Below are 17,917 nucleotides of genomic sequence, written 5' to 3' on the forward strand. Positions count from 1 at the left end.
ACAACCGCTCCATTTTTTTGCATAGTGAGGTTATGTATGTGAAACGATATCGACATTTATACTTGCTAAGTTTTACGTTACTCATTTGTTTTGTCGTATTATCACTTTCGTATCATACCGCTTGTATTGAGAACTTTGACAATATAGTCGCACATTTTATTCAAAGCTTTCGAAACGATTATTTGACGACCTATTTTACTTGGGTGTCTTTTATCGGTTCCAAAAGAATATATTTTCCATTACTCATTATTCTTGTAATGTATTTTCTCGTTAGAAAAAAGTTGCTTAGTGCGTTGCTTCTAACAATTAATTACTACGGATCTCGTTATTTAAACAGTATGCTTAAACTATGGTACGAACGAGCAAGACCTGATGTCACGCAGCTTGTTACTGCAACTGGATATAGTTTTCCGAGCGGTCATACGATGAATGCTACTGCTTTTTTAGGATTTATTGCATACGTCACAATTACTGAAGAGCGTATTTCGTTGCATAAAAAATTGTTAATTATTCTTATAGCAAGCTTTGTTGTATTATCTATTTCAGTTAGTCGAATATATCTTGGCGTGCACTATCCATCTGACATATTAGCAGGATGGGCAGCTGGTGGTAGCTGGCTCGTTTTATGTGTTATATTCCATAAAACGTTCATAAAAAAAGAACCTATGTCATAATAGGTTCTTTTTTCATTGGCTCAACATGAATGTGTGCATGGTAAATTCCAAACTTTTTGCGAAGCATAGCTTCGATGTTGTCGGTAATACAGTGACTTTCTCCAACATCCATGCGAGCATCTACTTCAATTGTAATATCAACGTACGTTTGATTCCCGTACATACGTGCTCGAATATCTACAATGTTTTCCACACCGCCAATATGCTCAATAGCATCAGCGTATTCTTCCATTTTATCAGGATCAATTCCATCTGTAAGCATATGAGAAGATTCTACGAAAATCTCCCATGCAGTTTTACAAATAATAAGACCGACAATTAAAGCGGCAATAGGGTCTAAAATAGGCATTTGGAACTGAGAACCGACAATACCTACTACAGTACCAATACTTACGAGTGCATCTGATAAATTATCCTTTGCAGCGGCTTCTAATGATTTACTTTTTGTTCGTGCTGCAATTTTTTTCGTATACAAATACACGCAATACATAACGACAGCAGAAAATAAAGCAACCCATGCAGCGAGTACATTAGGCGCTGCTTGTTTCGGATTTAAGAAAGATTGAATGGCACTAATAACAACTTCTAATCCGACTGTTGCCATAATGAAGGACGCAACAAGTGATGCGATTTGTTCGGCACGCGAATGCCCATACGGATGATCTGGGTCACGAGGTTTACGAGATATTTTTAGACCAATTAATATCGCTAAAGAAGCACCGATATCCGTTAAGTTATTTAAACCGTCAGCGCGTAATGCGCTAGAGAAGGTAATATAACTGATGATGATTTTCATAGAGGATAAAAATATGTAGGCCATAATGCTGACAATAGCGCCTTTATCAGCTTCTTTATGAGAAAGAGTATCCATTTTAATCACTCACCTTTCTTTAAAGGAATTTCTTTCTATAAATAGAGTATCAAACGAAAGTCGTGTGGGTCTATACAAACATTGTTGACGTTTTATAGCTTTTTAAGAAGGGGATAACAAAGTTTCGTGAAGGAAAAATATGTTGAAAAGTACAAAGTCAGGGTGTAAACCGAATTGGAGTTTATTTACTAAAGAGAGAGGAGGGGAGATGGATCAAGAAACGAATACTTTTCTTACTACATATTATTCTTATCATGACAAGGTGTAATTCATTAAACGAGGAAAAAAGTCAAAAGATAATTATGAAAACAGATGAAAGCCCTCTGAAAAATATTTTCCAGAGGGCTTTCATCTTAGTATGCTTCTAAAAACTCAGTAACTTGCTCTTCAGTTTTTGCATTAGCACTATGTAAGTGGCCTAGCTTCTCACCGTTTTGGTATACAAGTAAACTTGGAATACCCATTACTTGATACTCTTCAGCGATACTTGGAAACTCATCTTTATTAATAGAATACCATTCAAATTTATTGAACTCTTCCATTACATCTCCGATAAAGTTGTCCATACGTACGCAATCTGGGCACCATGTAGTAAAGAACTTAACAACTACTGGCTCCTCGCTTGCGATGATGTCTTTGAATTCTTGTTCTGTTTTAATTTCTTTCATAAGTAAAACTCCTTTCAATATCACACGAATTTATATGCAAAATTCGTATTTGCAAACATGTTGCAAACTTATTATTTGTTTTTTAGTTTTGTAGTTCGTTCACACTTATAAAATTGTATGTAACATGACTGTGCTACTAAGTGTGAAAATAACGGAACCTCACTTTTCTTTATAAGCTTTTTCCAGGATTGTGTCAAACTTTTGAATTTTATACAGAAATTAAAGAAGCCCAAACTTTGATTGAGTATGGGCAGAGTGACTAAAATTAATCGCTTATTAATTTCGAATAAATATTTAAATCGATAAGCTTTCCAGCTGATTTTTCGCTTTTTCTCAGAGTACCTTCAAAAGTAAAGTTTAATTTTTCTAATAATTTTACGGAATTTACATTTGCTGGTTCAACTTTTACAAAAATTGAATCAGGTTAGAAATTATATGGTTGTAATGGGAATTGAGGGATATGAATAAAAAAATTGTATCCCGCATTAACGGGCAGTAAGACCTCCACTGATTAAAGTTTCACTTTATTAGGGATTTGCCTTAAACATTTATTACAGTCAAGAATATTTATAATAATATGAACTAAAAAAGGTCCAATTTTTGTAATGTTGGAGGGGAGTATTGTGGACATAACTCAAAGCGTGGCAAGAATAGTGGTTAATGGGAAAGACCTTTCTTTCACTTCAGTTCAAACCTCTGCATGGAATCATGGACCTGTAAATGATTTAATCGTTACGACGAATCAGAGAGTGAATGAGCTTTATCAATTCATGTGGTCACAAGTACCGGTTACGATGTCGGTATATTTTCTTCAAGGGGCGGATTTACTTAGATTCGTTAGGGTTGCTGGAATTGATGAGCGTGTAAACGGAGAATATGTATATCATTTCATTTGGTAATAAGAAGAATTAAAAGTAGTCTAGCAGCTACTTTTTTATTTTATCATTTGAATATAAGCGAGCGAACTAGCATTATAGTACCAATGAAATAAAGAATCATAATATAATGTGTAACAAATTATACGGAAGTGAGTTGAAAATTATGTTTTATTCATATATTAATTCTGAAGCTGGCATGCGACCAGCGTATGGTACGTCTATAACGTATAGTGGAGCACAAAGTACAGTTCAAGCTATTCAACAAGCATTGCAAATGCAACAACAAATGCAGCAGCAAGGAGTACAACCATATTACTCATCCGTAGAGTATTTTTATCCAGTACATCATGTTACACCGTACGGAAGTTCTTTTCTTACTATTCCATATGGAACTATATACAACTTATAACTAGTAAGGAATGAAGTGGTTTATATAAATAAGGGTGCAGATTAATAGCGCCCTTATGAATAAGAAAAATAGCTAGTCCAAACCTTATAAATCAATCTTACATAATATGTAGTAATAAGTTTGAAAGGGGAATTAGTATGTCTTGTTATTACTACTGTAAGTATTGTAAGGAGTATAAAAAGAAGCATCATGATTGTTGTAAGAACATTAGTAAGTGTCATGATAATAAGGACAATCTTGTTAGAGCATCGGCATTTAGAGCTAGAAATACTGTGAATCAAAATGTTCCTGCTAATACTTTTGTGAAAGTGTTATTTCAAAATGAACAATTTGATTTAGCGAATGAGTATAATCCAGCAACATCTATTTTTACGCCGAAGACTAAAGGAGTATATTCTATTATTGGAACGATTGGTTTCTTTCCAAATGATCCAACTTTAAATTATAGAGCGCGTGTAGAAATTCGTGTGAATGGAAACGCAGCGATAGCTATAGATAATGACTTTTTTGGTCCAATAAGTTTTGGAAATGTCGTAAGTGTTTCGACGATTGTTCAATTGAATGCAGGGGATGAAGTTGAGATTTATGCACAAAGTAGTATAGATGGGGTTTTAAGTCCTTTAGAAGATGGGGCACATTTTGAAGCGGCAAGATTTCCTTCTCCAACTAAATAAAACTGATCATTAAATGTTTTTTAGTAGGTTTAGTTAATCCCCTTACCAAATGGTGGGGGATTATTATTGTTTTTCTAGAATATATAAGTAAACAGGTGAAGTGTAGTTTAATTTGTAGAGGTTTCAACCTTCTTCAGATAATAAACAGAATAATAAGTAACATGCTTGTGAAAACTCATTGTTAGTAAGTTTGCTAGTTTTCTTATAGAACAAGAAAGACGGAATACATAAAAGATCGTATCATTACGTTTTTTCTTTACTATATAGAAATTATATATTGAACATAGATTTGTGTAGGGAATCCTAATACACTGAAAAGAATAACATAAAGGCGATTACACTATATAAAAACAAAATCAATCCTAAGATGAGTAGTATTGGATGCAACTTGAACATATTTGACCTCCTTGAGTATATAAAGAATTTTAATATATTGTTGGTCAATTTAGAAGGGGGACGGTTACATAAAAAAAGAGCATACATAAAAAGTATGCTCCAAAGAAAGATAGGTTTTATGAGTGGATAATCTCCATACGATAATATATGTTCTATTAATAAAAACGTGTAAAAAATCAATGAATTATCAATGGAATATCATAAAATGAGTAATTTTAATTTAGAAATGCAGTTATTTTCTTTCTCAGTTATTTTAGGTAACAAAGTTGTGAAAATCGTGCATTATGCGGACTAACAACGGGATAACGATCGTACTTCAGTTACATATTTCTTAAAGTCTGGATATTGCGTGATAGTTTGACATTTAGGGGCGCATAGTTGATTAATTATAGACACATTTGTAATTACTTCGTTACAAGGACCGAAAAATGTAACTTTTAGTTTTGAATTTGGTGGGATTTTAAACACGATAGGTTTTTTTTTCATGAAATCAGCTCCTAATATTGAGTATTATAATTTAAAGGATATAGAGTCGTATTAGTATAATATGAAATTTCAGTGGATTTGCTTATAATAAAGAATTTCATAGTAGTAAAAGTGCTTAAAGATGTAAAGGGAAAATTGAGAATGTGAAATAAGATGTTTAATTAATATAACTGATGCATTTTTTAGTTTTTTACATATTATGCTAGTAAGAATTGTATAAGGAGGTAGTGTAAAATATTGGAAGAAAATGTACAAGTTCAGCTTTTGCCACCTTGGATCACATATTTTAATGAATTAAAAAATTCAACATTTGACTTAATAATATATAGAAAATGAGTAGTGATTTTTATTAACTGAAAGGGAATTGATACTGGGAGTTTTAAGTTAATAATATAAGAGGATTTTTTCTAATATCTATAAAAATGTTCAATACCTAAATTGATAGGATGAGACTACATAACAAATAGTAAGGTATATTTCGAATATGAGAATATTTTTTGTGACATACATGTTAAAACTAATAGAAATATTTCTGAAAGAGAATATATTTTGAAAAACGGTAAAGATTCTTTTTATTTATATTATAGATAGCTAGTTCTAGAGAGAGGAGGCTTACAATAAAACAAGCTATGAATAAGACATTAAAAAGGAGCTGGAATGTGTGGGGTATATTGTAGATATTTCAAAATGGAATGGAACTATCAATTGGGATATTGCAGCATCTCAGCTAGATTTAGTGATTGCTAGAGTTCAAGATGGCTCTAATACGGTGGATTTTATGTATCAAAATTATGTTAGTGAAATGAAAAAGCATAGTATCCCATTCGGTAATTATGCTTTTTGCCGTTTTATATCTATTGCTGATGCAAAGAAAGAGGCACAAGATTTTTGGAATCGTGGTGATCAATCTGCTAAGTTTTGGGTAGCGGACGTAGAAGTTCAAACGATGGTAGATATGCAAGGCGGGACACAGGCATTTATTGATGAATTACGCCGTTTAGGTGCGGAAAAAGTAGGATTATATGTAGGGCATCACACGTATCTATCATTTGGAGCACGTAATATTGAAGCTGATTTCGTATGGATCCCTCGTTATGGAGGGAATAAGCCAGCATATCCATGCGATATGTGGCAATATACGGATTCAGGGAATGTTCCTGGGATTGGGAAATGTGATCTGAATCGATTAGTAGGAAATAAGTCACTTTCTTGGTTTATAAATTCGAACAAAGCAAATCAATCTAACATAGTGTATACACAGCAACCGAATGGCATTGGTATTGCAGTTTCGAAATATCCTGATGGATATGGAATAAATTTATATGAAAACCCCATGAATCCCCAATTTACAGGTACACTCACTCAGAAAATTCCATATTTAATCTTAGCAGGTTATTGGGGAGGCGGTGAGCAAGATATGATTTGTTTAGGGAACGATAAGCAGTGGGTATATTTAAAACATTTTAATGTGAAATGGTTTTATGCAACTTCAAAATATCCTGTCGGTTACGGAGTAAATTATTATGAAGAGCCTGAATGTATGAATTATAAAGGAAACATAGATGGATCGACATCTTTTCGAGTGTGGGGTAGAGTGGGAAATGCGGTAGATATCGGGCAGAATAGTTGGATACCTGAAAAACATGTAATTATTAAGCAACTATAGAAGCTATATTTTTTTGAGAATTATATAAAGAGTCTTCTTACTATGCATAGTAAGAAGACTCTTTATATTTAAAAATGAAAATACATGATACATAGTCAACTCATATGAAATGAATTACATGTAGAAAACACACTGTTTTCACAATGACTGTGTATAGTTAATTTGCATAATGATAAAAGTGAGGTATTTGAATTGAAAAAGAAGAAAATATTTATTGGAACAATTATTTCATGCATGATGCTAGCATTATCTGCATGTGGTTCCTCAGACAACGTAGTAACATCAAAAGTAGGAAATGTTACAGAGAAAGAATTAAGTAAAGAATTACGACAACAATATGGAGAAAGTACTTTATATCAAATGATGTTAAGTAAGGCATTGCTAGATAAATATAAAGTTTCAGATGAGGAAGCAAAAAAGAAAGTAGAAGAAGCAAAAGATAAAATGGGTGAAAACTTTAAATCGACTTTAGAACAACTTGGGTTGAAAAATGAAGATGAATTAAAAGAAAAAATGAAGCCAGAAATTGCATTTGAGAAAGCGATTAAAGCAACAGTTACAGATAAAGATGTGAAAGATAACTATAAACCAGAAATGAAAGTAAGTCACATTTTAGTGAAAGATGAAAAAACGGCTAAAGAAATAAAGGAGAAAGTAAATAATGGTGAAGATTTTGCTGCCTTAGCAAAACAGTATTCAGAAGATACTGGTTCAAAGGAACAGGGCGGGGAAATATCTGGTTTTGCCCCTGGGCAAACAGTGAAAGAATTTGAGGAAGCTGCGTATAAATTAGATGCAGGCCAAGTAAGTGAGCCGGTTAAAACAACTTACGGTTACCATATTATTAAAGTGACGGATAAAAAAGAATTGAAGCCATTTGATGAAGTAAAGGATAAAATACGTAAAGATATAGAACAACAAAGACTACAAGATACGACAGGTAAATGGAAACAACAAGTAGTCAATGATTTATTGAAAGATGCTGATATTAAAGTGAATAATAAAGAATTTAAAGATACATTTAAATTTCTAGAAAAGAAATAATGACTGTAATCATAATTAGAAAAGGGAACTCATATAGAGTTCCCTTTTTCTAATTAGTGTGTGAGTTATAAATAGATAGTAAGACAATACAATATTACATTTAAATATTAAGAATTACAATGGAAAATTATGGATTATAATTATTTCAACGAAAGTGAATATTCTACGGTTTTCATTATGCAAGTTTATTACATATATTTACTCTTTAATAATGGATATCGAACATAATTTAAAAAATAATACATATAATGTTTTTGAATAAATATTTAACATGGATAATTAGTAAAAAGCTGAGCATTCGATTGGAAAGGATGTTCTTTTTCATATGAAAATTTTAGGATAAAGAATGAATCGTTTTAAACGCGTCATTTACCACATCAATAAATTAAGGTGGTGGAGAATATATGAAAGTAATCTTTCAAGGAGAGGGCGGCGCGAAAATTTTTGAGTCATATGATGAAAATGTAAGTGATTTATTAGCTATATTAAAAGAAACGAAAGGGATTAAAATCGGGATGGTTGAGTATAAAGTGTTAAAGTACGAACTTAATTATTTTCGTCATCCGAAAAAAGCGGATACAGAGAGAGAGTTACATATAATAGTACAACCTAAGTATATGTAATAAAATATAATAATAAAAATCATTGATTCAGTTTTGTAAAGTTCCATAGAGTATGTAAGAAAAGAGAGTGTTGTAAATGCTCTCTTTTCTTATGCTTTGTGAGTTCGTTCATCATAGTATATGTTTTCAGTTATAGATGGTTAATAAACGATAAAAATTTAAAACTTTTTCGTTTAGGCAGGGATTTTATATTTGAGTAAATAAATATACTATGAAGTATTTTTTATACGAATACTGGAGGAGTATAAAATGAGTTTAGCAAGTTACATAGGCTGTAATGTAGAAATTCCGTTAACGGATCCGGATTCTAATAATCTAATTGTTTTTGGACCGTGTTTTTCAGATGAAAGTATGCTTGAAATTGTACAAGATTATCAATTCCAAACAAATTACACATATGAGGTTTCAACTAGTTGGGGAATTGAACTTGTCGAGTGGCAAAATGTAAAGGAAAAAAAGAAGCGAAAGAAAAACTTTTAACTTTATGCAAGATTATGGAAGGTTATTTGGAAGATGGAGACTATTTCGAATTATTTAGTTGTTGGGTTGGTGATGAAGATAAGGAACGAGTAGGGGAATTGAACTTAAAAATAAATCATTTTAATATAGATGAATTATGTATTCCAGAAAGAACATTAGTTAGGATAGAAAAATAAGCTTTGAAATATTTTTTAGAAAAGGGCGATTTCACTTTGGGTGAAGTCGCCTTTTAGTTGTTATATGCATGTTATATAAGAAATGAGAAGTTTATTTGATAAAGGAAAAAAGTATGGAGATAAATAAAATTATGTTTTTTGTTAAGAAATAATAAGTATGGCTCTTCTCAAAAGAACGTAAGTTCGTGTATAATAAGAACGAGTGTTCTTTTGAGAGGTAACCTAATTATAGTTTAGAAGTAAATCCGAGTTTAGTAAGTATTAAAAATAACTAAGGGATAGTATGGCTAAATAAATGTATAAATGATCAAGGAGATAAAAAATGAACGATGTAAAGATACAAAAAGAAGAAAGAGAGTGGGTTCTGTTTACAGTAATGTCCGAACAACTTTTAAATATGAGAAAGATTATTGGAGAGAAATTAAAAGTACAAAAACCGCTTTTAACAAATGAAGCAAAAGAGAGAATTTCTGATAAATTATTAACGTCATTATTGTCTGAGAAAGAAATATTGGTAACATATTTTGAAGATGGTTACATACTAACAAGCTACATGACTGTTGTACATATCAATCCGGTAAAACAAATTGTAATTTGTACAGACGCCTTTTATAAAACTTACGTATTTAACGCTATGGATATTATTGAAATAACGTAAAAGAAGCTGAATATTAAATGGCAGCTTCTTTTATTTCTGATTTATGAGACAAATAATACAAGAAAAAGCAGCTAGCTTCGTGCTAGCTGCTGAGCCCCAGGGAAAGGGAGAAAAAGATAGGGTACTCCAAAATCAACAAGAGCTGTCAAACAGCCTGATTATAGTATAGACAAATTAAAATTTTCTATACAGAAAGTTGAACATAAGATTAGGCTGTACCCACTTGGTTTTGATCTGCAAGGTCAGAATCAAATGTATTGGTCGCGCTAACACCGCTAAAAGTATTAACAACAAAACCAACGTTTGATGCGCCGGAACCATTATAAGCTTTCGTATTTTCTTTCGGAGATACGTTGTAGAAATCACCTAAGTTAAATGATCCATTGCTATTTTGTACAACTAAATTTCCTACAACTGATGGCATAATTTTCACCTGCTTTATAATAAGTTGTTAACATTACTATATGGAGTTATAGTCCAGATGGTTCATACAATAAAAATTGTGGAATAGTAAAACGTTTGGAGCATGGATTTCAATAAAAGTGTGTTAAAATTAATATAATAAAGTTGAGTAATTTTTTTAAAAAATTTGTATAATTGATATATATGAAAATAAAGGAGGCAAAATGTAATGAAAGATATTATGAAAAAAGTTGATTTAACAGATGCCAAATCAAGTAATCTTGTTGCACTAATTTATAGTAATGAAGTTATATTAGTTGAAGACGCATTTTGTCCAAATGAAATAAAATTAAAGTTTAATGAAATTGCAATTTTATCTGCAATTAAAACAGCCCATATTGCGAAAGTGTCTATTAGGAAAGAACTTGAAGCGCTTTTTCATGATACGGGTGTTATATTAGTGAAACAAAATGTTGATTATGGTAGTAGCCAATCTATTACCATGCATTTTGAGCAATTTAAAAAATTGCAAGATGAGATTGAACATTTAAATAAAAGTATATAATAAAGCAGCTAAATAAAGGTTCTATCATAAAGGTGGAATGTGTTGTGTTGAAAAAGTGGTTTAAAAATTATTTGGGTGAATCGCATTGTAAACATAAATATATTTTTATTAAGATGCAGGATAATGAGGATTTTAAAAAAGGTATATTAGGTGTAGTTTATATTTACCAGTGTGAGAAATGTGGAAAAGAGAAGCTGAAATGTAAAAACAATAATGAAATAAACAATGAATTTTTAGATATATAGCAAAAAGTAACCATGATGGTTACTTTTTTTGCTTATGTATGCAATATCAAAACCATTACTAAAGTATGAGTTGAGTTGATACTATAGTAAATCGCTGAATAAAAATGAAGAGAGTAAGATATAGGGAAGGAGGATGAGAGAAATGAAGCGAAAAGAAATTAGTAAATCTGTAATTATTACAGGTGTGACACAAGGGTTAGGACGTGCGATGGTTGATCGATTTCATGAATTAGGGTGGAACATATATGGTTGTGGACGTTCAAAAGATAAAATTGAAGAACTAAAAAAACAGTACAGTAAAATACATGATTTCCAAGTAATTGATGTTTCAGATTCTCAGCAAGTTAACAATTGGGCAAATTATATACTTAATAGACATACGGCTCCCAATCTGATAATAAATAATGCATCGATTGTAAATCAAAATGCACAACTTTGGAAAATTACGGCTCAAGAATTCGAAAGTGTAATGAATGTAAACGTGAATGGTGTAGTAAATGTAATAAGAGCGTTTGTTCCCGCAATGGTATCTAGGAAAGAAGGAATTATCATTAATATGAGTTCTAGTTGGGGGAGAGAAGGTGAAGCTGAGCTTGCGCCATATTGTGCCTCGAAATTTGCAATTGAAGGTATCACTAAATCTATGGCCCTGGAATTACCCCATGGCATGGCTGTAGTTGCTTTAGATCCTGGAGGGAGTATTAGTACTCCAATGCTGAAGTCATGTGCGCCACAATATATAAATGAATCGCCTACACCTGAAACTTGGTCACATAAAGCGATTGAATATATATTGAATATAACAATAGATAAAAATGGAGATTCATTGACATGCCCAGCATGCGTATAAAAAGCACCTTTAAGGTGCTTTTTATATTAGTAGCACATTATATCATTCACAAAATTACATCTGAAAAATAAAATAAAAGATTAAGGGTGAGATTTGTTTGTTTTGAAAGCTTTAGAAAATATTTGAATAGGTGATAAAAATGAATCCAAGCAGTTTAAAAGTGACAGGGGCATGGTTTCAAGTAGGGGGGAATCTTACAGCTGCTATTGGAACGACAAGAGGATTTATTGGAGAAGAGAAAGTTGAATCGGAACTTGTTATTGTAGGAAGCTCATTACAAGCCCTCGGGTATATATTACAAATCATTGCGAGCAATTATGATGATGGGGAAGAAAAAAGAGAGAATCAAAGTAAATTACTTGATCAAATAGGAATTGAGTTATTAGCATTAGGAAATATATCAAATGTAATAGGAATATATTTTAATATAAATGAACAATTGAAAGAGAATGATTATCTTATCATTACAGGGAACAGTTTACAATCGATTGGTGCTTTTTTAGGAGTAGAAGCAGCTTTGGTGGATATAAATGTATTACAGAAAATTATTATACTGGGTAACTCCATGCAAAGTTTAGGAGCTGGATTACAAGCGTATCAAGGTGTTTTAAATGTATTGAAAGATGAGAAAGAAAATAAAGATAGTATTTTTGATAAGAAGGATGAGAGAATCATTGCACTCATTGGTATTTGGATACAAGCGATAGGAACGTTAATTTCCGCAATTGGAATAACTGCAATAGAGGAAGAAAATAGGCTAGAAAACAATGAAAAGTCTGAAATACTTATATAAATAGAAGGGGATACATTGATTTTAGAGGCAGGTTAAGATTAAAATGGTAGTAGGTTTTTTTGCGTATATTTTGAAAAGTGATATATAAAATATAAAATAAGGAGTTTTCAAGGGATGATGTATTTATTAGCAATTTTTCTTCCACCTGTTGCTGTATTATTTTGTGGAAAACCAATTCAGGCAATCATAAATTTCATATTAACATTAATATTTTGGGTTCCAGGAGTTATACACGCAATTCTTGTAGTGCATGATAAAAAAGCTGATCGGCGTTTGAAAAAACAAATTCAAGCATATGATGAAATTAATAAGAGAAATCGAAGATAATTCATCTGCCAAATGTTTTTAAAAGAAAGGAGGATTAACCTCCTTTCTTTTTTAGTGGGTGTTAAGTTTAAATTTTTGTGTGGCGGAAAGAATTTTTAATGTAAGTATTATGATAATAACTTTTAGATTGTGCATGTAATAGGCCAGTATAAATGCTTTCTGGTACATTAAAGAAATCATACATACCATGCTTTAATTGGATTCGCAAAATCATAGAAAAAGGATTATAACCAACAGCAACTATATTTTTTGAGGTAACCGGAGATAGCTTCATTATTATGCAACTCCTTATTTTTCATTTTTAATAATTCTTTGTAGGAAACGGTATTGTGGTGTTGAAATCTTTATAATTAAAGAGGTATTATACCAATATTAAATATATTAAATATTGGTTATACGTAATTATAAGTAAGTTCACACGAAGTTCATATCGATATGCTATTTTTATTTCACCTTTGATTTATTAATAAGAAAATATTGACCATTTGAAAAAAAGGTATATTATTTATACGAGGTAATAAAAATTCACTTCTTTCATTATTATGCTAAAAGGGGCAGCATTATTAGAAAATTAGAAGTGAAAATAGTATGTATAAGAGCCATTCTAAAATTTGTAATCTGTGAATTGGGAAAATATTGAATGCTCCAGGTCAATACACTTTCTTGCCTAAACGTATTTACGAAAGTGACCTCAATATTTTTAATTAAATCAACGGGAGAATTGAAAGGCAGGAGAAAGTAACATGTCAGAAAATTATCGTTCTCGCGAGGAGCGACGACAAGTTAAAAAGAAAAAACAACCAGCTTCTAAAACACAAAAACCAAAAGGTAAAACATCATTTTTCCGCAAGTTTTTAATTACTTGTTTATTACTTGGTATTGTAGGTTTAGTGGCGGGGGTTGCTACCTTTTTCGTAATGATTAAGGACGCACCAAAACTGGAAAAAGCAAAACTTGTTAATCCGTTATCCTCAAAAATTTATGATAAAAACGGGGATTTGGTATATGAATATGGAAAAGAAAAAAGGACGAATGTTACGTATGATCAAATACCTAAATTAGTAGAAAATGCATTTTTAGCGACAGAAGATTCACGTTTTTATGAGCATAGCGGAGTAGACTTTAAAGGTACTGCCCGTGCTGTTTTAGTGAGTCTTAAAGGAGATTATGGCTCTCAAGGTGGAAGTACGATAACGCAGCAAGTTATTAAAAACTACTTCTTATCTATGGATAAAACACCAAAGCGTAAGGCGCAAGAAATATATTTAGCTTATAAGCTAGAACAACAGTATTCAAAACATGAAATATTAGAGATGTACTTAAATAAAATTAACTTAGGTAATCGTTCATATGGTATCGCAACAGCAGCACAAAACTACTATGGTAAAGAATTGAAGGACTTAACATTACCAGAAGTTGCGATGCTTGCAGGTTTACCGAAAGCACCGAATAACTATGATCCAACGAAAAAAGAAAATGTTCAAAAAGCAACAGAAAGAAGAAATGTTGTTCTAAGTTTAATGAACCGACATGGATATATAACAAAACAGGAAATGGAAGAAGCATCAAAAGTTGACGTAGAAAAGGGGCTTAAGCCTGCAGCTCAACTACAAACAATGCCATACCCTGCATTTATGGATGCAGTTGTGAAAGAAGTAGAAAAAGAATTACCAGATGCTAATATCGGTTCTGACGGTTTAGAAATTTATACAACGTTAGATCCGAAAGCACAGAAACTTGCTGATAATATTTTAAATAATAATATCATTGATTATCCGAACGATAAATTCCAAGGTGCATTCACATTTATGGATACGAAAACAGGAGAAGTTCGTGCTATAGGTAGTGGCCGTGGAGAAAATAAAGCTGTATTTAAAGGGCATAATATGGCAATTGAATTAGATCGTGCAGCTGGTTCAACGATGAAGCCGATTTTCGACTACGCTCCTGCAATTGAATATTTAAAATGGGCTACGTACCATCAAATTGATGACTCTCCATTTAAGTATTCAACGGGACAAGAAGTACGAAATGCAGATAGAAGTCATATGGGTCCAATTACAATGCGTGAAGCATTAAAAATGTCGCGTAATATTCCTGCAATTAAAACTGCAAAAGAAGTAGGGATTAGTAAATCGAAAGAATTCTCTGAGAAACTAGGTATTACATTTAATACAGCACCGACAGAATCGACAGCGATTGGTACAAATGAAGTATCGCCAACTGAAATAGCGGGTGCTTATGCGGCATTTGGTAATGAAGGTAAATATACGAAACCGCATTTTGTTAAGAAAGTCGTTTATCCAGACGGTAAGTCACAAAGTTTTGGACAAAAACCAAAACAAGTTATGACAGATTCTACCGCATACATGATTACTGATATGCTTCGTTCTGTAGTTACATCAGGTACTGGTACATCGGCAAATGTAGGCTCTTTAGATGTAGCTGGTAAAACGGGTACGACAAACTATTCATCAAAGCAATTAGCTCAATATAAAATTCCAGAAAGTGCAACTCGTGATAGTTGGTTCGCTGGATATACACCGCAATATACGATGGCAGTATGGACTGGGTATATGAAAGATGGTAAAGACGAGTATATTAGTAGTAAAAATACGAAAATTGCACAGTTGATCTTTAAAGAAATGATGAGCGAAATGGCTACAGATAAATCACGCTTTAAAATGCCAAGTAGCGTTATTCAAGAAGGTAGTGAGCTACGTATAAAAGGTGAAAAACGTGATTCATCGCCAAATACTAGCGTACCGGATACAACGGAGCAACCAAAACAAGATCAACAGCAAAAAACTGAAGAAGAGAAAAAGCAAGAAGAATTAAAGAAACAAGAAGAACTGAAAAAACAAGAAGAACAAAAGAAACAAGAGGAACTTAAGAAGCAAGAAGAACAAAAGAAACAAGAAGAGCAAAAGAAACAAGAAGAGCAAAAGAAACAAGAAGAACAAAATAATGGAAATGGCCAAGGAACGACACCTCCAGTAAATAATGGAGGAGGCCAAGGAAATACGACACCTCCAGCAAATAATGGAGGAGGTCAAGGAAATACGACACCTCCAGCAAATAATGGAGGAGGTCAAGGAAATACGACACCTCCAGCAAATAACGGAGGAGGTCAAGGAAATACGACACCTCCAGCAAATAATGGAGGAGGTCAAGGAAATACAACTCCACCAGCGACCACACAACCAGAGACTGGCGGTAATGCAGGAGAGGCCCCTGCTAATAATGGGCAATAAGAAAAATTTATAAAAAATATTAAAAAGCACTTAAGATTTGTGAAAATTACAATCTTAAGTGCTTTTTTCATTTAAATGTAGTAGCTATGAAATGATGTGTTTTAAATGTTAAACGTACCATAAAAATTTTGAAAATAAATTGATGGGAAATGATAAAAGACTTGAGCTTGAGGTAGTGGAGCGTAGCTAGGATGATAAAAGGTAGTGCTACTTGGATGGGCACCATGATGCCAAAATGAAGGGGTAACTTGACCGGGAATTTGATATTGCTGCCAAGTTGCGGGAAGTTCAATTCCTACATCGGAGCTAGCTGTATGAACTGCAGGAACATGTATCCCAGGAGTCGAAGGAACTACGGCAGTTACTCTTAATAATACCCACATAAAATATTCACTCCTAAGTTGTGTTAATAAATTAGTATATTCTTTTCACACGTATAAAGGTACATATATAGGACTTTCGTTTAAAACATGCGTACAAAGTCTTAAGACTAATGTAAGCTGATGGTGGACTATTTAATATGAAAAGATACGTCTATTTGCGGAGGGAAAAGAGATAAAAAAAATATACAATGAGGGTGTTAATCGTAATATTTTACGAGTGTATGGAGGTATTTTTATGGAACGATTATGGACGAAATCATTTATTCAAATGACTTTCGCAATGTTATTTTTATTTACAGCATTTTATTTACTTGTTCCAACGCTCCCGCTCTTTATTAAAGAGATAGGTGGCAATGAATCGCAAGTTGGACTTATGACGGGGATGTTTACAATAGCTGCGGTTGTAATACGACCGATTATTGGAGGAATGTTAGATCAATATGGTAGAAGATCCTTTATTATTTTCGGACTCATCTTTTTTGGCTTAACGATGTATTCCTATAATATAGCATCGACTATTGTCCTTTTAGCTGTTTTACGTGTTATTCACGGAGTAACATGGGCTGTTTCTACAACAGCTGTTGGAACAGCAATAACGGATATTATTCCAGATTCACGCCGCGGTGAAGGTATGGGTTGGTACGGGATGGCGATGACAATTGCAATGGCGATCGGACCTATGATTGGATTATGGGTTGTGCAAAATTATTCATTTGATGGTCTATTTTTATTAGCGACGTTGTTATCTTTTATGGCAGTCGTATTATCATTAATAACGAAGATGCCATTTACGCCACAAAAAGAAAAAGGGAAGATGCAGCTATTTGAGAAATCCGTATTAACAATCACGATTGTAGTATTCTTTTTATCGTTTGCATATGGAGGAATAACAACCTTTTTACCGTTATTTGCATCATCAATTCATGTGAATCCGGGAACTTTCTTTCTTGTATATGCAATTGCATTAACAATTGTAAGACCAATTTCAGGGAAACTATTAGATAAGTATGGAGAAGTATTCATTATACTTCCAGCATTATGTATTACTATTTTAGCTATAGTTGTTTTAACTATTTCAAATGGTTTGATAGGTGTAATTATTGCAGCAACATTATACGGTATTGGATTTGGTTCAGCACAGCCAGCTTTGCAAGCGGCAATGCTTACAATTGTCGATCCGAGTAAAAGAGGAGTTGCAAATGCTTCATTTTTTACAGCGTTTGATTTAGGAATCGGGTTAGGTGCTATTTTACTTGGAGTTGTTTCACAAATGTTTGGTTATCGTATTTTATTTTCAGGGAGTGCAATTTCAGCATTGATAGCCTTAATTATTTTCGTCTTTTTTGTAAAACAACGATTAGGAAAAAAAGAGTTTGCGTAAACTGGAGGAATAAA

23 protein-coding genes and 1 pseudogene are annotated in these 17,917 nt (G+C 32.6%); 17 read left to right on the forward strand and 7 right to left on the reverse strand.

The features are described 5' to 3' along the window. The first annotated feature begins 38 nt into the window (after window positions 1–38). Window positions 39–674, forward strand: coding sequence for a phosphatase PAP2 family protein (locus tag MKY21_RS11400; RefSeq protein WP_000833370.1), 636 nt, complete (start codon window positions 39–41; stop codon window positions 672–674). Here the strand turns inward: MKY21_RS11400 and MKY21_RS11405 are convergent. The 3 genes and pseudogenes from MKY21_RS11405 to MKY21_RS11415 form a co-directional block, all read right to left on the reverse strand. Then, the gene (locus MKY21_RS11405; protein WP_044796285.1) at window positions 664–1,545 is read right to left on the reverse strand and encodes a cation diffusion facilitator family transporter; all 882 of its coding nucleotides are present in this window, start codon (window positions 1,543–1,545) and stop codon (window positions 664–666) included. The two genes, MKY21_RS11400 and MKY21_RS11405, sit on opposite strands and share 11 nt — an antisense overlap. A gap of 353 nt (window positions 1,546–1,898) precedes the next feature. Next, window positions 1,899–2,213: a thioredoxin family protein gene (locus MKY21_RS11410; protein WP_000658787.1), complete on the reverse strand. Its 315-nt coding sequence runs from the start codon at window positions 2,211–2,213 to the stop codon at window positions 1,899–1,901. A gap of 265 nt (window positions 2,214–2,478) precedes the next feature. Continuing rightward, a pseudogene (locus tag MKY21_RS11415) lies at window positions 2,479–2,628 on the reverse strand (GNAT family N-acetyltransferase); the annotation flags it as partial. 208 nt (window positions 2,629–2,836) lie between these two features. Here MKY21_RS11415 and MKY21_RS11420 point away from each other — a divergent pair. The 3 genes from MKY21_RS11420 (at window position 2,837) to MKY21_RS11430 (ending at window position 4,174) form a co-directional block, all read left to right on the forward strand. After that, the gene (locus tag MKY21_RS11420) at window positions 2,837–3,112 is read left to right on the forward strand and encodes a hypothetical protein (RefSeq protein WP_000355691.1); all 276 of its coding nucleotides are present in this window, start codon (window positions 2,837–2,839) and stop codon (window positions 3,110–3,112) included. Window positions 3,113–3,254: 142 nt separating this feature from the next. After that, complete coding sequence (locus MKY21_RS11425; protein WP_000500112.1) at window positions 3,255–3,500, forward strand: DUF3947 family protein; 246 nt, start codon at window positions 3,255–3,257, stop codon at window positions 3,498–3,500. A gap of 137 nt (window positions 3,501–3,637) precedes the next feature. Then, window positions 3,638–4,174 carry a C1q-like domain-containing protein gene (locus tag MKY21_RS11430; protein WP_001278086.1) on the forward strand — a complete coding sequence of 179 codons (537 nt, stop codon included), beginning with the start codon at window positions 3,638–3,640 and terminating at the stop codon, window positions 4,172–4,174. 687 nt (window positions 4,175–4,861) lie between these two features. Here MKY21_RS11430 and MKY21_RS11435 read toward each other — a convergent pair. Continuing rightward, complete coding sequence (locus tag MKY21_RS11435) at window positions 4,862–5,056, reverse strand: hypothetical protein (RefSeq protein ID WP_044796288.1); 195 nt, start codon at window positions 5,054–5,056, stop codon at window positions 4,862–4,864. Window positions 5,057–5,717: 661 nt separating this feature from the next. Here MKY21_RS11435 and MKY21_RS11440 point away from each other — a divergent pair. The 6 genes from MKY21_RS11440 to MKY21_RS11460 all read left to right on the forward strand — a co-directional run bounded on the left by MKY21_RS11440 (window position 5,718) and on the right by MKY21_RS11460 (window position 9,703). Next, window positions 5,718–6,722, forward strand: a complete 1,005-nt coding sequence (locus MKY21_RS11440; protein WP_000540659.1) for a glycoside hydrolase family 25 protein — start codon at window positions 5,718–5,720, stop codon at window positions 6,720–6,722. A gap of 192 nt (window positions 6,723–6,914) precedes the next feature. Next, a complete protein-coding gene (locus MKY21_RS11445) occupies window positions 6,915–7,766 on the forward strand; it encodes a peptidylprolyl isomerase PrsA (RefSeq protein WP_000727342.1) in 852 nt (283 codons plus the stop codon). A gap of 404 nt (window positions 7,767–8,170) precedes the next feature. Further along, window positions 8,171–8,389 carry a hypothetical protein gene (locus MKY21_RS11450; RefSeq protein WP_000864279.1) on the forward strand — a complete coding sequence of 73 codons (219 nt, stop codon included), beginning with the start codon at window positions 8,171–8,173 and terminating at the stop codon, window positions 8,387–8,389. A gap of 249 nt (window positions 8,390–8,638) precedes the next feature. Further along, window positions 8,639–8,869, forward strand: a complete 231-nt coding sequence (locus tag MKY21_RS31175; protein WP_000050517.1) for a hypothetical protein — start codon at window positions 8,639–8,641, stop codon at window positions 8,867–8,869. Between the two features lie 26 nt (window positions 8,870–8,895). Next, complete coding sequence (locus MKY21_RS31180; protein ID WP_194807957.1) at window positions 8,896–9,045, forward strand: hypothetical protein; 150 nt, start codon at window positions 8,896–8,898, stop codon at window positions 9,043–9,045. Window positions 9,046–9,367: 322 nt separating this feature from the next. Further along, complete coding sequence (locus MKY21_RS11460; RefSeq protein WP_016117757.1) at window positions 9,368–9,703, forward strand: YolD-like family protein; 336 nt, start codon at window positions 9,368–9,370, stop codon at window positions 9,701–9,703. 208 nt (window positions 9,704–9,911) lie between these two features. On the opposite strand, the gene gerPF is transcribed toward MKY21_RS11460, so the two are convergent. Continuing rightward, the gene (gene gerPF, locus MKY21_RS11465; protein ID WP_001141569.1) at window positions 9,912–10,127 is read right to left on the reverse strand and encodes a spore germination protein GerPF; all 216 of its coding nucleotides are present in this window, start codon (window positions 10,125–10,127) and stop codon (window positions 9,912–9,914) included. A gap of 207 nt (window positions 10,128–10,334) precedes the next feature. Here gerPF and MKY21_RS11470 point away from each other — a divergent pair, with 207 nt between their 5' ends. The 5 genes from MKY21_RS11470 (at window position 10,335) to MKY21_RS11490 (ending at window position 12,885) form a co-directional block, all read left to right on the forward strand. After that, entirely contained in the window at window positions 10,335–10,670 is a 336-nt protein-coding gene (locus MKY21_RS11470; protein WP_000651906.1) for a hypothetical protein, read from the forward strand. Window positions 10,671–10,714: 44 nt separating this feature from the next. Further along, entirely contained in the window at window positions 10,715–10,915 is a 201-nt protein-coding gene (locus MKY21_RS11475) for a hypothetical protein (protein WP_000915140.1), read from the forward strand. 142 nt (window positions 10,916–11,057) lie between these two features. Next, window positions 11,058–11,765 carry an SDR family oxidoreductase gene (locus tag MKY21_RS11480; RefSeq protein WP_016117759.1) on the forward strand — a complete coding sequence of 236 codons (708 nt, stop codon included), beginning with the start codon at window positions 11,058–11,060 and terminating at the stop codon, window positions 11,763–11,765. A 139-nt stretch (window positions 11,766–11,904) separates the two neighbouring features. Then, window positions 11,905–12,558, forward strand: a complete 654-nt coding sequence (locus MKY21_RS11485) for a DUF6944 family repetitive protein (RefSeq protein WP_001070041.1) — start codon at window positions 11,905–11,907, stop codon at window positions 12,556–12,558. Window positions 12,559–12,672: 114 nt separating this feature from the next. Then, on the forward strand, window positions 12,673–12,885 hold the full coding sequence (locus MKY21_RS11490; protein ID WP_000990219.1) for a YqaE/Pmp3 family membrane protein: 213 nt from the start codon (window positions 12,673–12,675) through the stop codon (window positions 12,883–12,885). A gap of 67 nt (window positions 12,886–12,952) precedes the next feature. On the opposite strand, the gene MKY21_RS11495 is transcribed toward MKY21_RS11490, so the two are convergent. Further along, a complete protein-coding gene (locus MKY21_RS11495; RefSeq protein ID WP_000777843.1) occupies window positions 12,953–13,159 on the reverse strand; it encodes a KTSC domain-containing protein in 207 nt (68 codons plus the stop codon). A 469-nt stretch (window positions 13,160–13,628) separates the two neighbouring features. Here MKY21_RS11495 and MKY21_RS11500 point away from each other — a divergent pair, with 469 nt between their 5' ends. Further along, a complete protein-coding gene (locus tag MKY21_RS11500; protein WP_341076269.1) occupies window positions 13,629–16,139 on the forward strand; it encodes a transglycosylase domain-containing protein in 2,511 nt (836 codons plus the stop codon). Window positions 16,140–16,240: 101 nt separating this feature from the next. Here MKY21_RS11500 and MKY21_RS11505 read toward each other — a convergent pair whose 3' ends face one another. Then, a complete protein-coding gene (locus MKY21_RS11505) occupies window positions 16,241–16,522 on the reverse strand; it encodes a hypothetical protein (protein ID WP_000270087.1) in 282 nt (93 codons plus the stop codon). 235 nt (window positions 16,523–16,757) lie between these two features. Between MKY21_RS11505 and MKY21_RS11510 the strand changes: the two genes are divergently transcribed. Beyond that, window positions 16,758–17,903 (forward strand): MFS transporter, encoded by a 1,146-nt coding sequence (locus MKY21_RS11510; RefSeq protein WP_341076271.1) that lies wholly within the window; start codon window positions 16,758–16,760, stop codon window positions 17,901–17,903. Window positions 17,904–17,917: the final 14 nt, after the last annotated feature.

Source organism: Bacillus sp. FSL R9-9497, from assembly GCF_038005805.1.
Lineage (GTDB): Bacteria > Bacillota > Bacilli > Bacillales > Bacillaceae_G > Bacillus_A > Bacillus_A cereus.

Excerpts from the sequence above, each read along its gene's own strand:
- MKY21_RS11505 (WP_000270087.1), bottom strand. The coding sequence starts at position 16,522 with ATGTGGGTATTATTAAGAGTAACTGCCGTAGTTCCTTCGACTCCTGGG.
- MKY21_RS11470 (WP_000651906.1), top strand. The coding sequence starts at position 10,335 with ATGAAAGATATTATGAAAAAAGTTGATTTAACAGATGCCAAATCAAGT.
- MKY21_RS11405 (WP_044796285.1), bottom strand. The coding sequence starts at position 1,545 with ATGGATACTCTTTCTCATAAAGAAGCTGATAAAGGCGCTATTGTCAGC.
- MKY21_RS11480 (WP_016117759.1), top strand. The coding sequence starts at position 11,058 with ATGAAGCGAAAAGAAATTAGTAAATCTGTAATTATTACAGGTGTGACA.
- MKY21_RS31175 (WP_000050517.1), top strand. The coding sequence starts at position 8,639 with ATGAGTTTAGCAAGTTACATAGGCTGTAATGTAGAAATTCCGTTAACG.
- MKY21_RS11510 (WP_341076271.1), top strand. The coding sequence starts at position 16,758 with ATGGAACGATTATGGACGAAATCATTTATTCAAATGACTTTCGCAATG.
- MKY21_RS11410 (WP_000658787.1), bottom strand. The coding sequence starts at position 2,213 with ATGAAAGAAATTAAAACAGAACAAGAATTCAAAGACATCATCGCAAGC.
- MKY21_RS11495 (WP_000777843.1), bottom strand. The coding sequence starts at position 13,159 with ATGAAGCTATCTCCGGTTACCTCAAAAAATATAGTTGCTGTTGGTTAT.
- MKY21_RS11425 (WP_000500112.1), top strand. The coding sequence starts at position 3,255 with ATGTTTTATTCATATATTAATTCTGAAGCTGGCATGCGACCAGCGTAT.
- MKY21_RS11430 (WP_001278086.1), top strand. The coding sequence starts at position 3,638 with ATGTCTTGTTATTACTACTGTAAGTATTGTAAGGAGTATAAAAAGAAG.
- MKY21_RS11460 (WP_016117757.1), top strand. The coding sequence starts at position 9,368 with ATGAACGATGTAAAGATACAAAAAGAAGAAAGAGAGTGGGTTCTGTTT.
- MKY21_RS11500 (WP_341076269.1), top strand. The coding sequence starts at position 13,629 with ATGTCAGAAAATTATCGTTCTCGCGAGGAGCGACGACAAGTTAAAAAG.
- MKY21_RS11450 (WP_000864279.1), top strand. The coding sequence starts at position 8,171 with ATGAAAGTAATCTTTCAAGGAGAGGGCGGCGCGAAAATTTTTGAGTCA.
- MKY21_RS11485 (WP_001070041.1), top strand. The coding sequence starts at position 11,905 with ATGAATCCAAGCAGTTTAAAAGTGACAGGGGCATGGTTTCAAGTAGGG.
- MKY21_RS11490 (WP_000990219.1), top strand. The coding sequence starts at position 12,673 with ATGATGTATTTATTAGCAATTTTTCTTCCACCTGTTGCTGTATTATTT.
- gerPF (WP_001141569.1), bottom strand. The coding sequence starts at position 10,127 with ATGCCATCAGTTGTAGGAAATTTAGTTGTACAAAATAGCAATGGATCA.
- MKY21_RS11435 (WP_044796288.1), bottom strand. The coding sequence starts at position 5,056 with ATGAAAAAAAAACCTATCGTGTTTAAAATCCCACCAAATTCAAAACTA.